The sequence below is a fragment of the Polynucleobacter difficilis genome (assembly GCF_003065365.1).
Classification (GTDB): domain Bacteria; phylum Pseudomonadota; class Gammaproteobacteria; order Burkholderiales; family Burkholderiaceae; genus Polynucleobacter; species Polynucleobacter difficilis.
In genome coordinates, this window is the sequence record NZ_CP023276.1 from 896,281 (window position 1) to 911,106 (window position 14,826).

General features: G+C 43.4%; 16 protein-coding genes. All 16 read right to left on the reverse strand.

The window, feature by feature from the left end; genetic code table 11:
* Nucleotides 1–15: 15 nt before the first annotated feature.
* A complete protein-coding gene (locus tag AOC34_RS04585; RefSeq protein WP_108468979.1) occupies nucleotides 16–1,326 on the reverse strand; it encodes a capsule biosynthesis protein in 1,311 nt (436 codons plus the stop codon).
* A gap of 14 nt (nucleotides 1,327–1,340) precedes the next feature.
* Nucleotides 1,341–2,033: an outer membrane beta-barrel protein gene (locus tag AOC34_RS04590; protein WP_159074812.1), complete on the reverse strand. Its 693-nt coding sequence runs from the start codon at nucleotides 2,031–2,033 to the stop codon at nucleotides 1,341–1,343.
* 136 nt (nucleotides 2,034–2,169) lie between these two features.
* Entirely contained in the window at nucleotides 2,170–4,464 is a 2,295-nt protein-coding gene (locus AOC34_RS04595; RefSeq protein ID WP_108468981.1) for a capsular polysaccharide biosynthesis protein, read from the reverse strand.
* Between the two features lie 158 nt (nucleotides 4,465–4,622).
* Entirely contained in the window at nucleotides 4,623–5,588 is a 966-nt protein-coding gene (locus tag AOC34_RS04600; RefSeq protein WP_108468982.1) for a glycosyltransferase, read from the reverse strand.
* Nucleotides 5,589–5,605: 17 nt separating this feature from the next.
* Nucleotides 5,606–6,187 carry a hypothetical protein gene (locus tag AOC34_RS04605; RefSeq protein ID WP_108468983.1) on the reverse strand — a complete coding sequence of 194 codons (582 nt, stop codon included), beginning with the start codon at nucleotides 6,185–6,187 and terminating at the stop codon, nucleotides 5,606–5,608.
* Nucleotides 6,184–6,825: a methyltransferase domain-containing protein gene (locus AOC34_RS04610; protein ID WP_159074814.1), complete on the reverse strand. Its 642-nt coding sequence runs from the start codon at nucleotides 6,823–6,825 to the stop codon at nucleotides 6,184–6,186. The genes AOC34_RS04605 and AOC34_RS04610 overlap by 4 nt, the downstream gene beginning before the upstream one ends.
* Nucleotides 6,818–7,699 carry a glycosyltransferase family A protein gene (locus tag AOC34_RS10285; RefSeq protein WP_199908322.1) on the reverse strand — a complete coding sequence of 294 codons (882 nt, stop codon included), beginning with the start codon at nucleotides 7,697–7,699 and terminating at the stop codon, nucleotides 6,818–6,820. Before AOC34_RS10285 ends, AOC34_RS04610 begins: the two co-directional genes overlap by 8 nt.
* Nucleotides 7,696–8,895 (reverse strand): rhamnan synthesis F family protein, encoded by a 1,200-nt coding sequence (locus AOC34_RS04620; protein ID WP_108468985.1) that lies wholly within the window; start codon nucleotides 8,893–8,895, stop codon nucleotides 7,696–7,698. The genes AOC34_RS10285 and AOC34_RS04620 overlap by 4 nt, the downstream gene beginning before the upstream one ends.
* Nucleotides 8,892–10,136, reverse strand: coding sequence for a polysaccharide biosynthesis/export family protein (locus AOC34_RS04625; protein ID WP_234408155.1), 1,245 nt, complete (start codon nucleotides 10,134–10,136; stop codon nucleotides 8,892–8,894). Before AOC34_RS04625 ends, AOC34_RS04620 begins: the two co-directional genes overlap by 4 nt.
* Nucleotides 10,136–10,783 carry an ABC transporter ATP-binding protein gene (locus tag AOC34_RS04630; RefSeq protein ID WP_108468986.1) on the reverse strand — a complete coding sequence of 216 codons (648 nt, stop codon included), beginning with the start codon at nucleotides 10,781–10,783 and terminating at the stop codon, nucleotides 10,136–10,138. Before AOC34_RS04630 ends, AOC34_RS04625 begins: the two co-directional genes overlap by 1 nt.
* 55 nt (nucleotides 10,784–10,838) lie before the next feature.
* Nucleotides 10,839–11,666, reverse strand: coding sequence for an ABC transporter permease (locus AOC34_RS04635; protein WP_108468987.1), 828 nt, complete (start codon nucleotides 11,664–11,666; stop codon nucleotides 10,839–10,841).
* Nucleotides 11,659–12,477, reverse strand: coding sequence for a hypothetical protein (locus AOC34_RS04640; protein ID WP_159074815.1), 819 nt, complete (start codon nucleotides 12,475–12,477; stop codon nucleotides 11,659–11,661). Before AOC34_RS04640 ends, AOC34_RS04635 begins: the two co-directional genes overlap by 8 nt.
* A gap of 103 nt (nucleotides 12,478–12,580) precedes the next feature.
* Nucleotides 12,581–13,051: a hypothetical protein gene (locus AOC34_RS10225; RefSeq protein WP_159074816.1), complete on the reverse strand. Its 471-nt coding sequence runs from the start codon at nucleotides 13,049–13,051 to the stop codon at nucleotides 12,581–12,583.
* A gap of 216 nt (nucleotides 13,052–13,267) precedes the next feature.
* Nucleotides 13,268–13,435 (reverse strand): hypothetical protein, encoded by a 168-nt coding sequence (locus AOC34_RS10290; protein ID WP_199908323.1) that lies wholly within the window; start codon nucleotides 13,433–13,435, stop codon nucleotides 13,268–13,270.
* Between the two features lie 29 nt (nucleotides 13,436–13,464).
* On the reverse strand, nucleotides 13,465–13,830 hold the full coding sequence (locus AOC34_RS04645; protein ID WP_108468989.1) for a DUF6876 family protein: 366 nt from the start codon (nucleotides 13,828–13,830) through the stop codon (nucleotides 13,465–13,467).
* An 18-nt stretch (nucleotides 13,831–13,848) separates the two neighbouring features.
* Nucleotides 13,849–14,367, reverse strand: coding sequence for a DUF6641 family protein (locus AOC34_RS04650; RefSeq protein WP_199908324.1), 519 nt, complete (start codon nucleotides 14,365–14,367; stop codon nucleotides 13,849–13,851).
* Between the last annotated feature and the right edge of the window lie 459 nt (nucleotides 14,368–14,826).

A 14,826-nucleotide genomic window follows, 5' to 3' on the forward strand; every position in this document is an offset into this window, starting at 1 on the left:
GCAATCGGTTAGGGCTTAATCAATTTGGTAGGCTGGATCATATAAAGATCCATTGACCTGAGTGTGGTGCAGGAGGTAGTTGCGCAAAGCCTTAACATTTCCCCTATCTATTTTGGCTTGATTTAACCAAAATTCATCCAATGTCCCTTGAAATGTAATGCCGGGCTTGTCATAAAACGATCGGCCTAAATTAATGGTTGGTACATTACGATAAAGTGCTTGTAATCCAATTGTGGAGTTGACAGTAATACACCCCGATACTTCGCTAAGTAAGGCCGGCAGTGAAATATCGTGTACATAAATGACGCGGTGCTTGAGTCGATACAGCTGGGCCGTATCACGAATAATTTGCTTAAAGTTAGTGTGCCCCCGATCCATCGGGTGGTGCTTGATGATGAGAATGTCGGATCGTTTAGATTCTTGGATGTGCGCGCTAAATGAACTGATGACCGTTTCAATGACCTCCTCAATTGAGCTAAAGTCAGAGTGCACGGTCATCTGTGAATCATCATGCACTTGCAATGGCAATAAAAAAGACCGGAATTCCTCACCTTGTTTTTTTGAATGCACTAGACGATGTCTAACGGAATACTCACTTAGCTTATAGAACCAGTACCTAAAAAAAGCCTTTGTCCAGCAAAATCCCATGTGAGCATTGAGCTGACGGTGGTGCGTATAGTCAGGATAATGCGATTGATTGGTAAGGCTCTTAAACCAATATGCGATTGCCCATCGAACCATATACCAATACGAGCTAGGGTAGTGCCGCTTGATAGGCGGCTCCTGTAGCGATTCACGCTGACTGTGGATGGTGTCCATGCCCATCTGACTTATCCTGGAGCGGTAATTGACGCCACTGTACTCGAGTGTGAAGAGGTGTGGCCGGATGTAACCTTCTTCAAGCACAAATACATCAATACCCAGGGCCTCACAAATGGAGTGGACCGGCTGGTGAATGTCGCGGCAGTCACCAAACATGAAAACAGCCCGAATCGTACGATCAACCAATACCGATATTAAAAATTGAGGCCAGTGCGATTGGCGCCCCTTGTACTGAATAACCGAATCGTTAATAGGGGGATAGAACAGGTCATCCCCACTATTAAAATTAACTTTAGTAACGTTAGCACCACGATTGCGCCAGTAGTGCCCTAGCTTAGAAAAGAAAGGGCCAACAGGCCCTTGCAATAAAAGAATGTTGCTGTAGTTCGGTAAATCACTTAGTAATAAAGTGCGATTAAAGCCATCTTGCCGAATTGCCAGTCTAGTTGTAGTGGTGGGCGATATTGGTCGCTCGCCCAGCAATTCGGTATCAAGATAACCCACAGCTCAGTACTAAATTAAAACCGGTACCCAATACCAATTAGGCCGTTGTACGCACTAACTCCTGGATTAACAGCGTAGGTAGTATTGCCTGAAGTAACGCCGGCATTTGGTTTGCTGTAACTGTAGTAATTGGCTTCAGCAAATCCATACAATCCACCCTGAATCACTTGGCGATAGCCCAGGCCCAGTGAGTAGCCGGTTTGGTTTTGACTTAGCGGGCTTAAAAATCCACTATTGCCTTGCAGACTCTGTCCTGTAAAGCCAACCTTGGCATAGGCTAGTCCAGTTTTATTGACTGCAATGGCTGGCGAGAAAAAGATGTTGTAGCGGTTCGATACTTTATAGCTGCCATTGAGCGAAGCTTGGCCTGGGCTAGCAACGGTGTAGCTCGATGTCTGTTGGCTTAGTGGTTGATACTCGGCGCCTAAGCCCAGTAAAAAGTCGGCATGAACAGGAATATAGACTCCTATACCAATAGCGCCTGCAAAGTTAGAGCGGTGCGGATTGGATCCAGTCGGATTTAAAGTAACTGAATTACCACCAGAGCTCGATACCACGGAATTATTGCTGGTATCGGTTCGCTCATACCCAATACCGACTTGACCATAAAATCCTGCTAATGCGCTTTGTGCTAGGGCAGCGCTTGATGCGCCATTGAGGCAGGCAAGGGCTAAGGCAAGGCGAAAACTGGACTTTGCGAAAGGCATTGGAAAGCTCCTTAAATTGAAAAATTTATTGTAATTTTTAGTAACAGTCTGAATAACAACTAAAGTTGTATTCATATGTAAATAACAACAAAATAAGGAAATGACTCGACTGAAAAAAATGAACATAGCAATATGCCTACATGCCCTTAACGCGATGGATAAGCCCCATTAGCCTTGCTAAGCAGGCATTGGTACTGGCATTCCATAGTCTCCAAACAAAGCCTTTTGGGGCAGTCTTCATGTCTTGTAGGGCGGTGATTAAAGCCTCGGGCGTGCAGTACAGCTGACTTTTTGGATGCAGATAGCTAGGATACAAAATTAGGCTACCTGCAATCAGTTCTAGAAGGCTAAGTTTGCGTGTTCTGCGGTCGAGGCGATGGCGATCTGTTGTAAGCCCCCAGCCAGCATAAAACGGTAACCCATAGCAAAAAACAGGAACACCTCGAATTAATGCTTCAAATCCAGAGAGCGAACTGATGGTGTGCAGCGCATCCACAAATGGCAAACAATCCACCAGTGCAACATCAGAAACAAGCAGATCATAGGCTCTTTGATGATCAGCAGAGCTGCCACCACTAAATCGAACTGAGGTGGCAATATCCGGATGAGGTTTATAGACAATAAACGCATTGGGGAATTGTTCTCGAACTGCCCGAAGAAGAGCGGTATTGCTTAATATATCTACGCCCCCAAAGCGAACCGATGCATCGACTTCAACTTGGCCAATAACAAACAAGCAAGGGCGGGTGGGGTGCTCTTCTCGAATCCTTTTTAATGCCGCCAAATCCTGTTGCGCAGCACCCAGCCTTTTTAAGCTCTCTAAATTGTATTTACTGATCCCCAGGGTAATCAACTGCCCTTGTAGCAAAGTAGCCCTAGTAAGCAAGGGCAGATCAAATACCATAGTCTGCAGGATATGTTCTAAATCACTAACCGATCTCGCATCGTAATAAATACCAAGGCGATCAAATACCCAAGAGTAAGGCTTGGCTAATGCCGCACCAAGACCAATGGACCGTATAAAGCCATCCTCAACCTGAATACGCTCGCCATGAATAGGGTAATCATCACTCCCTATAGGTGTACTACCCCAGCGAACAGCGATGCTGTCTGGATATGCAGAATGGCCATGCGTTGAATCACTATCAACGAAGGCGCGAGGATGATGATCATCGCTGCCACCCGCAACACAGCCGCCAGTAACGCTAACACCAGCAGAACGACGACCAACACCAACACCAATCCATTGAGCACCTTGAGTAAAGCGCCCTAAATGGCGTAGTTTATTTCTAGAAAACCCGAGCGGAATCAAGCGCTGTTTAAAGCGGCTACGCATCACGCGTTGAAACCCTAAATACGAGATCAAATCTTCAACTTCACATAACTGATTGGTTTCAGGGTGAAGGTATCGAGGGTAACGAACTAAGGCGGCATAAATCAGTTGTTCTAGGCTAATACTGCAGCGCCGCTCTGGCGCATGAAGGTAATCGTAAGTGAGACCCCAGCCCGCATAAAAGGGCATACCAAAGGTATAAACCGTCTTACCCCATAAGAGGGCCTCAAAACCAGCTTGCGAGCTCACGGTATAGACTGCGCTGGCTTCTTTAATGACGCTTGGCAAGCTGTAATCATCCGTCATAATCCGAATCCGTGGATTACGAGAAATAGCAGAACCAGGTGATAGATCGAAGTGCCCTAATTTAGTACCGCGCACCACCTCTGGATGCACTTTGATCACAATATGCTCAATTGCTGTTTGAGCAAGCGCAGCTTCCAGCATGACTATGAACGACGACTCATCAGCAAAAGCCCCGGCCACGGATTGATCGCCGCGGGTTTGGTCAATTAATAAAATATAAGGGGCGCCAAGCCAGTCATTACACCAGACATCACCAGAGGTATCACCCAAGACATCAACCCAGGAATTACGCCAAGCATCACTGCTGCGCAGCCAATCGGGCGCGTGATTGTATTTTGAGACGCCATGCTGAATCCACAAGTCACGTACCAATTGGGCTCGAGCAACTTGATCTGCATTCAGGGGGCTAGCAATCAAGGCCTCTAACCTAGACGGATGCCTTGCATCGTAATAAATACCTAAATCATCAACCACTAAACTCATGCGACGTGAGGCAGGCTCTAAACCGTATAAAAAACCATCCTCAACACGCAGTAGAGGAATGGATAAGCGAGTTGCTAAAGCACTTGCTGAAAATGCGCTGGGTTTAGTGCCCCAAGCAAGAACTCCATCCAGCTCGGAAGTGAGTCGCGAGTGAAGTGGGCTATACACATCGCATTCTGGAAAAAAAGATGCCAAATTTTGACGATAGAGCCCCCAGGAAGTAATGCCGTAACGAGGCCGTGATCCAGGAGAGGAATGCGAAACAAGGGCAGGAGGGCGGAAAAGAGAGACAGGGTGAAAATCAGGCACCCATTGAGTCTATTTAAGCAGAATCACATCAAACCCAACTTTAGTTGGAATTTATAACTAACCCACTCAATAAAAGAGAATATAAAAAATAAAAAAACGAATAAACAACGAATAAACAAATAAAAAAATCACCAGAAAACACGAATATCCAGCAAGCCTTAGGTCAGTTGCTCTAAAGCCTTATTCAGATCACGCAGGTAGTCTTGAATCGCGGGAGAGGCAGGGCTGTTATCCAGGACCTTAAGCCAGGCAGCATCGGCCATGTTTTGTCGCAATTCGGGTAAGTTCACTAATTCGACAATGCGTTCAACCCAAAGCGTAGGATCATTTTCTAAAACAAAACCATCCACACCATTGCTAACAAAGTCAGAAAAAGCTGGACCAGCCGAATAGACTCCAACAGCTCCTGCTCTGGCGTAGTCAAAAAACTTGATAGGACCACGCCCACGATTAAATAAGGTGTCGCGTAAGGGCGCCAATCCAATATCTTGGCGTATGGTTTGGGTATGCTTTAAATAGTCTGGCCAGGCCATTGTTGGTAAGACCAGCACACGGGGTATACCTTTAAAGATTCGTGCAACCCGATCCCCGCCAATTACTTCAAATAAAGTATTAGGACATCGCCGTTGTACTTCAGCAATCACTGGCGCAAGCCATTTCATATCATCACGGTGAGACCAAGTGCCGTGATAACAAATACGTACAGATTGCATATCAGAGTCAAGAGAATAAGTAGCAGCAGAAGCAGAATCAGAGAGAACCAAAGAAGATGATGAAGGCAAGTTGGAAGAAGGTACCCATGAACGCTCTAAAAGAGGGCCACTTGCTACAGGGCGCAATAGACGGGGATTCCAGGCGGCGTACTTATTTGCGAGGTATGGGGTAGAAACCCAAAGCTCAGAGCATGAAGAAAGTATCCACTTACGCCTGGAGGTGGCTTTATACCAGAGGCGAAATGCATAAGGTAGAGGGATATCCAGAAGAGCTTTCCAGTCAAGGAGGTCGTCATCCATAAAATAGACAAAAGGCCTTCTAAAAAATGAATTCCCTTGATGTAGATCGCTAATGAAAAATCTGAAGACTAATTGTGTCGCGATAGGGTTGAGATCAAAAGCAAAATACATCAAATAGCTAATCGACCCTAGCTCGGATCAAAGAAGGAATTGAAGCGACATAGGATATCTTTGGCGGATAGTTTTCCAGGAGATATTTCAAAATACGCGGCTCTATCAATAACGTTGAGTGGCTTGCAATACTTTTCGATAATATTTTTATAAGGTCTATCAACATAGTCGTCAAAAATTATCTTTGTTGGTTTTGTAATATTTGCAAGAGTTGCTAGCATGCAAGCAACTCGGAATCTCCCATCTATTAAAACTAAATCAGGTGTAATTTTTGCATTATTAAGAATTTCCCATGGCCTAAGTGAGTAGGTATGCCAGTTAGATTGCTTTGACGTATCTAGTGGATGGCCCCACTCTTTGGTCGGGCCAATATCTACAAATACAGGTATGGTTGAAAGAGCATATCCTTGGATAGAAATTTTCTGCAAAAGGTTTAAGAAAAAAACATAATCAGATTCAACGGACATACATTTTTTTTTATTTTGAATCAAAAACTCAGTTGATGACCCTGATCCGTACTCCAAAATGAAACTCGATTCTAATGCTTGATTTGAAAAAAATTTCGCTAATTGTTTAGGGAATGAAAGTAAATTTGTCATTTTATAAAATCAACTATTATAGAAATAGGTTTACCGTTTGCACGGCTGTCATGAGGGGGTGCTCGTAAAACTGGCATCCCAAGATCATCAAAAGAGTTTGCAGTAAATGTTCCATCGCTTCTCCAATAATGATGAAACACAATAGATTGGCACATCCTAATTTTTGATGTGAGAATCAGTGCCAGTAATTTTTCATGAGTTGGGTACCAAATGTGGCCGTCGCCATTCATGGGTTGCGTGATCAGAACAATTGAATTGCATGATGATGATACGCTCGCACCCATGCCTAGATCGGCTAGTAAATTTCCATAGCAGTCATAAACTGAGCGCATTTTTAACAATGGACAACAATAGTCAGGGGCACTGAGTCTAAAAATTCCTCCAGGCTTAAGCGCCCTGTATACGTCATCTAAAATTGCTATATTGTTATCATAAGGTATATGTTCAATAACATCTTGACTTTGAATTTTTTCGAGAGAATTGTCTTCAAATGGCAGTCTACTATTTAAATTATGCTGGATATCTTTTTCAAACTTAGGATGTAGAGCTAGGCCATAAAATTCATTCGATTGGTATTGCGGCTCGCTCGGAAACAGATTTCCAAAATATATCTTTTTTATGTTTTCATTCTTATTCATAAAGATCATCGCTTATGTCAGATGGCGGAAATACATATCCATTCCTATTTCCTGTAATTTTGTAATAATTATTATTTTTGAGTAAATCTCCGGAGTTCTTAAAAGAGTCAGAAGGTTGGTAAATAAAATTATCCTTAAGGGCAAGATAGTAATACTGCCCAGCGATAACTCTCCCCCCGAAATTGGATCGAACAAACCTATTCGTCCATTCAACATGTCCATAGCCATATCCTCTGAAGTTAGAGTCAAAGTAGCCAAATATATTTTTTACAAGGTCTTTCTTAACTGCTGTGCACTGACCGGTCACAACTGAAAATAGGGAGGGGTTTTCCGGAGTACCCCCCCCGCCTTTTAAATATTTAATATGATCTTGATCATAAAACCATGGGGGTGCAACATTAATTTGTCCATAAAGTGAGGCCGCCATAATCCATTTTTTTTCCCAGGAAAAATCAGCAATCTCGACATCATCCTCTATTAAGATTATTACGTCTTTGGGACTAATTTCGCTAAAGTAGTAAAGCGCCCGATTTTTGTTTCTAATTACGCCTTGATTTTGATATCCAATAACTTTAATGTTAAGTTCGGATTCTATAAATTTTGAAGTCAAACTCTTTGAATCATTACAGATAATTAGTTCATAAGGTGTGTCGGTAAATTTTTGAATACTTTTCACGAGGTTTGACAAGTGAAAAAATCTATCGCAGGCAATCAGCGCTATTCCCAGCGTCGGAGCTGCTCCTTTGTATATTCTTTTTTCAATTATTCCATATGTTAAGTAGTGAGCTATTGGATCAACGCTAGCTTTTTTTACATCAGGATTAAGTACTAAATATTCGGCTGGATCAAAGTCATCAGGTAGTTCGGCCTTCATATAATTCCATCCATAAACATAATTAGTTTTAGGCCCTTGTAATGATTACCAGATGGGTGCTTAATCATTGACAGTATATTTTTATATTCATCTGGACAATATTTTTTCAGCAGAGATGTAAGGAAGTCGTAGTCATAACCAGCCCTATAAGCAAGGTCTCTTTTTATTACAAATGGTTGATTTCTTCTGAGGAAATAGGAAAGCCCAAGGTGTGACGGGTTGCCAATACTAATTTCTCTGTATAAATCTTGTGCAATATTTTGGTAAAAGGCTTTAGTTGCTTGATCTCTTGTAATTGCGGCGCTAATAACAATGTCCTTTGTTTCATTGCCGCCAATTCGAAATGTTTTGGCTGTATTTGAGGCAATAAGTGTTTCAGTCAGCTTTAATTGAGTCTCAGAAATAGATTTTTGAGATCTATATCTATCGGGCAGCTCACTTAGGATTTCATTAATGCATGCAAAGTCAGTAAATTCTTTTTTTAAATCTTGGTATGTATTGATTACATTGATGCTGCAGCCCGTTTTAAGAATTTTTTTGGTTAAGCCAACTTCACCGTTTTTAATCATGTACCGTCTTCTATCTAGTGGTAGGTATGATTCCCAAAATTTAATAAAAATAGGATCATTAATTAAACTTTCACTGCAAGAAAAGAGGAATGATTGAAAGTGAAAGTGAATTTCCTTTACTTGTGAATGCGCAATAAAGTCATATTCAGGATTTATTAATTCATTTATAAGGTCATCAATAATTTTCTTCGGATAAATAACGCTATCATTTGCATATATTATTTTTTTCCAATCAAGTAGCGCATTCTTTTTTAAAAATAAAGTGGCATCTTTATAGCCACCAAAGTCTTTGCCTGTATTATTTCTAGTAATTACGCAATCTGCACCGACTTCTAGCAATCGCTTATCATGCTTAGGGTTTCCGTTATTCACAATAAGAAGTTGCAATCCCTTTTCTTTAAAAGATTTCAAGGCTTCTAGGGTTAAGTGCGGCAACTTATTCTTTTCAAAAACAATAAAAATAACTAAATTTTTACCGCCATCTATGGTTTTTAATGACCCTGAAATTTTTTTGATCCTTAATGCGTAAATATAATTTCCCAATCTCAATCTTTGAGTGAGTGTGATGATGTCATCAATAAAACGTACAAATTTTATTTTTGACTGAAAGGTAAGTTTTTTAATCATTTGTTTCCAATATTGCCGACGTTCACAATGGGATATACCGCTGATACCAAGATATTGAGGAACTTTTGTAGCTCGACGGATGAGGCATTGGATACGTAGAGCACGTCTTTGTTTTTGATAGCAAAGTTTTGAGCTGTTAAGAATGCCGAGCCATCAGTGAGGTTCATACGGTAAATAACGGGCACTTTATTTTCTGCCGTTTTAATGCCGCTCTTCGCTTCTTCTGGTACTGCCTCGGGCTCTTCAAAGCGGAAGATAAAGACACCTCTGGCATCAGCTCGGTTATCTTGTACGCCGCCTACCCTTGCCAAGGCCTGTACTAAGGAAATACCTTGAGCCTCAAAAGTGATTTCTTGATTTTGACCCGTTGCGCCTAAAGCAGTAAAGCTATAGGGCTGAAAGTAAGCCGTAATTACATCGCCCGAGGTGAGGGGGATATTTTGCTTGGGGTCTTTGATGACCGATTCCAGCGGCATGCTGTGTACTGCGCCGTTACGCGCCAACTGAATGGTGATTTTATTAATGGGTTGCTTAACGCCGCCTGAAGCGGCAATCGCATCAAGTAACTTTTCTTGTTTTGGTGAGAGCGGAATGAGCTGGCTGGTATTGACTTCGCCCACCACGGTCACTGCAGAGGTAGTGTTGCGTGTCATGCGCACCAAGACTTGGGGAAAGTTGGCCTTTCCTTTTAGTGCAGTGGTGATTTCAGTGCCTATAGCTTGCGTACTTTTACCAGCCACCTGAATGCTGCCCACAAAGGGGATGGTGATGGTTCCATCAAGACTAACCATTTGCTCGGGCAGGGTAGTCGCTTTGGAGCTGGAGGCATTGACGATGGAGAGTGAAGCGCTCGAAGTGCTGCCAAAGAGCATGGCGGGTGAGGCTTCCCAGATATTGACTTCTAGTACATCACCGGGGCCCACCAGATTGCGATTGGCAGCCACTTTTTGAAAGAGGCTTGCAAACTCGCTGCGTTTTTGTGCTTGATTGACTTGCCTTAGGGTGCGTTCTGTAATGTCAATGAGCTGCACTGTTGGTGCTGTTGGATCCACTTCTAAACCAGAATTAGAGCTAGCCCCCACATCGCCCCGTATGGGGCCGGAGCCAGGAAGCCAAGTATTAAATAAGGCACATCCGCTTAAGGTTGATAGTAGCAAGACCCCCATAAGGACTTTGCTTACCTTGAGGGCTTGTTGGTCTGCTAGTGGGTGGTGATGGGGTAGCATGTGCATTTTTTGCATTAGTGGCAATTGCCATAAAATTGATAGGCGGCATTCATGGATGTAAACGGGTTAAGTCGCCCTTGATCTAAGACATAGGCCTGATCGCAAAATTCTTTAATGCTGGCCTGCGAATGCGAGACCATCACAATGGCTTTGTCTTTGCGTTGATCGAGCGCATCCCTGCAGCGCTGCGTAAACCGAGAATCGCCTGCCGATAAACCCTCGTCAATCAGTAAGCAATCAAAGTCAAATGCCATTGATAAAGCAAAAGCCAAACGGCCGCGCATACCGGCTGAATAGGTTTTCACGGGTTCCAGTAAAAAAGCGCCTAATTCAGTAAAGTCGCTGACGTATTCTTTTACCTCGCTGGGGTTAACACCGTAGATGCGGGATAAAAAATAAATGTTGTCTAAGCCCGTAAGGCTACCTTGCATGCCGCCAGCATAGCCAAGAGGCCAGGAGATTGACATATTCGATTGAATCTCGCCAGAGTCGGGTTTTTCTAGGCCGCCAATCAGGCGAATGAGTGTGGACTTGCCGGCGCCATTACGACCCAGAATGGCCACTTTTTGACCTGGAGTCACCGTCAAATCAATTCCCTTTAAAACAGGGAACATCCGGCCGTGCAGCGGATAGGATTTGGCGACGTGATGGAGGGTGAGCATGTGTTTTTTTGAGCGTATGGTTGAGCTTGAATTTTTCTTATTCGTGTTCTTATTTTTAGTCGGCCGTAATGATTTTTTTCACGCGCTGCAGAAGCAGTAGGGCGGCGCCGGATAAAAAAATATTGCAGGTGACCAAATACGAGATGGAGTATTTGGCATTAATGCCAACACCAAAATACCCTTCGCGCAGCATCTCAACTGCATTGACCATGGGTGAGTACAGCAAAATGGTTTGCGCGGCTTCGGGCAGCCAACTCACCATCGTAAAAGCTCCGGTAAAGGGGAGAGTAAGGTACATGGCGACGTGCCAGACGCGCTCGAAGATCTCGGAGCGCTCATCCAGGTAGACTGCAAGCAGGCCCGCCGCAATCACAAACCAGCCTAGTAAAACCCAGCCCAGCACTACCTGCAGCGGGTCGACGGGCAAGCTCATAAGCCCAAGCTCTGTAAATAGAATTGAGAGGGTTACAAAGGAAACGGAGACGGCTACCCACTCAAGCAAGGCCCTACTAATGGCAATATCAAAAATAGTCACCATGCGGTGGTAAAGCAGCGCTTTATTGGCCTGAATGCTCGAAGAGGTCCTGCCAACGCTATTGCGCCAAGCCACAATGGCTGAGTAGCCCGTGAGTGCAAAACCCGCTACCGGAATAGTACCTTTAGCGTGACCACCCATATAGGTCCATAAAATCGTGATGCCAATCGAGAACATCATGGGCTCGACAAACATCCATAAAAAGCCAATGTTATGCCGACCAAAGCGGGTAATCATTTCGCGCAAGATCAGTGCTTTAATTACTCGCACTTGTACTGTTGCCGCATGCAAGAAATCCGCTTGGGTAAATGGCTTACGCTGTGGTGTAGGGGTAATTAGCTCAGGCATGGTGTCGGTGCTCTTTTACGCCCGCAATAATCATCGAGGCAATGCCCCACAACACCAAACCCAATACAAAAGTAGTGATAATTCCTCGAATGCGTTTTGGCTCCAACGCTTGATCAGGTTTGCTAGGCTCGGCTACGCGCTCTAGATACAGTTGTTTTTTGATCGCCTCAATTCTGGCTTGTTCTAGGGAGGCAAACGCAGCAGCTAAATTGCGATCAGCAAAGTCTTTTTCACTGCCGAGTTGCTGAAAGACGGCGACTTGTTGCTCGGATGGGCCACTTTGCTTCTGGTTTCTGAATTTATAGATTTTGAGATTGATGTTCTCCACTTTGTTTCTAGCCAGCTCCACTTCTTTTTGCGCAAATTCCAGCATGTCTTGCCGTGCGCGCAGATTAAGGCGATTAATTAGTGCTTCACTTAATTCATTGAGTTGTTGATTCACGACATATGCGAGCTTCGGATCAAATGCACGCACGCTGAGAGTGGTGATGCCGGAGCTGGTATCGTGAGCAATGCCGACCACGTTGCTGAGATAGTATTCGTAAAAGCGCTCTAAGCTGGTATCCCAAAAACGAATTCCGGCAAAGCGATGTAGGCGGTCAATGCTGCTCTCGGAATACGCTGCTTTGAGATTCAGTTTGTCATTAAGAACCCCCAGCGCATCGCGTGACTGAATGTAGTTTTCTGCGGTAAAGGAGTCGTTTTCAGAATTGTTAAGCCCCATTTTGCCAATTACCCCTGAAAAACCACCGCTCATGCTGGCTATCGAGTCTTTGCTGGGCGAACGTACGATAAAACGGGATTCTGACAAATAGATATTAGAAGCTATAAAGGTGAAATAAATGCTTGCAATAAATGTAGGCGCAATAACCAAGCAAAGAAACAATGTATTTTGACGAATCCATTGCAAACTTTTAGTCCCTATTGTTAGCTGAATATTGGCGTGATGAATTTTTGATCTCACAGTGCATTACTTCTTTTTCGGGGGGGGGGGAGTTTTTGTACAGCTCTGCTATTTCTAAGATTGTTTGTTGCGCGTTTGAATTGAGTTGATCAAATAAATGCAAAAGTTTTGTTGAGTCTGAGGACCCGCTACTATTATTCTTTGGAGATACTGATGGAGTATTAGATGTATTGCTGTAATGTGGTCCATCAAGTACATCGACATTTAAATTGAGCCATACAACTAAAGTGCGCATTCTGGCGGCATGGGGCATATTGACGCCCAGCAGCCATTTGCGAATTGTCTCGACAGAGACTGGCTCTAACTCGCGTGAAATGAGGGTAAAGTCCCTCGCGATTTTTGCGCAACTTGGCACTTTTCCGTAATGGGCTATCAAGGAACGCCTGAATTCTTTTGCAAATGCGTTTTTAAGTTCAACCACGTTGATAAGATTTCATAAAACTTTCAGATAATAACTACAAAATTTACAATAAAAATACGAACTAGATTGCAACTTTAATTGCAATGATTGGCATCAATACTTTGAAATAACAGTTTTTCCAACATAAATTGCTTTTAGTGAAAGAGCATAGTTGCGCGCATAGCCAATTACTAATATTGCATAGGGGGAAACCCTTGGAGGATAGCGATTTTTTCTCTAACTAACTTTTGCCAACTCAATTTCCCCAGCTTGAATCTTTTGCCTTGCTCGTTCCGCTTTAACTGCTGCTTGTGCTCGTTTGGCCTGATCTTTCAGAGCTTTGATTCGTGCCTGTGCTGGGCTTAATGGTTTGGATGAGGATGATTGGAATTCATAAAATCGCATACTGGTATTTAGCTTCTGGCTTTTAGTTACTAATACTCAGTAGGTAGCATTAAGATCCAGCGTTCACTATCCCAACAGGCGTAGAGTGCTATTGAATCGAGTGGAAAGGTCGTATAGGCAATGTTCTGCGTGGCTAGTACGTTGCCATTGCCATCATCGAGTAATAGCTCAGCTTTACCGTTATAGACAGTTAACTTGCAACTGACAAATACTTCGTTTTTAGGTAAGTGCAGAATATGACTGGTAATCGCATCCATCAGCCAGTAGCAGGCCGCTTCTTGTGCTAGAAACTGGGCACCATCCGTTAGAAAGACTTTAGGCCATAGAGGGTAGTAGTACTGCGTTCCATAAAATTGCTCCAAATGATTCAAAAGCTGGGTTTTAGATAGATTCATTTTTGCTATGCCTCATAGTCATTTATTTATGAATTGGGTTTGCGCAATGGAATCAGTCAAAACCTTGCTCTTTTGACTCGTTTTCGGGATTTTCAATTCAAAGCGGCTGCGCAGCTGTAGGCTGGCTGCCTCTATTGCTTCATCAAATGTACCCATGTCAGCTTCGCGCTTTAAGAGTTCTAGTACTTCAATTACATTCTCTAAATTAGTAGCCTCTACAGCAGTTTTGCCATTAGCCAGCTCTAAAACCTTGCTGCCGTAAAACACATTGATACACAGTGCTCCCGTGCTGCTGATAAACCACCAGGGTTTGATGCGCTTGGGCTTTTCAACGCTCTTGATATTGCCCTCTAGATCTTTAACGTTTTTGTAGCGCTTTACGACAAAGTCTTTGCCGTTATGTTTTGCTTTGGCTAATTCCAGCTGCTCCCATAATTTGCTAATCAGCTTGTTTCTACGCTGCACTATAGGGGGTTGGTTTTTAGGCCGTTTTGCATCGGTCAATTTAAGGGTATTTAGGTTCTCTAGCGTTGCCATCGTGCTCTCCATCAGTTGCGTTAAAAATGCCTGGACAACACAACAATATGATCAGAAAACCCCTTTGGACAACCGAAAAAAGGCCATTATTGAGCTCTTTTTAGGCCTTAGAACATATATGTACTTTTTTTACCGATCTTTATGTTCAAGCTAAATAAATTCATAGAAACAAGTAAAACAGTAAGGCTTAAAGGTTGGCACGCCGAAGGTAATAGTGCTGCGAAACCCGTTCTGATGTGTGACGGTACGCAATTCAGATTTCTTACTATCTGGCCTCATTGCACTACCCAAGACCCTGGCTGTTTTGGATGCTTTAAACGACGCCCCTGTGTGGCAGTACCGTTTGCGATGTTGTATGAGTTGGTAGCGTAGAAATACGTGAATGTAGGCTAAATTGTCGAATTAATGATTAATTCGTCTAGGCTGAAAGTGAGTGGGAGCGCCAATGAAATAAACCCA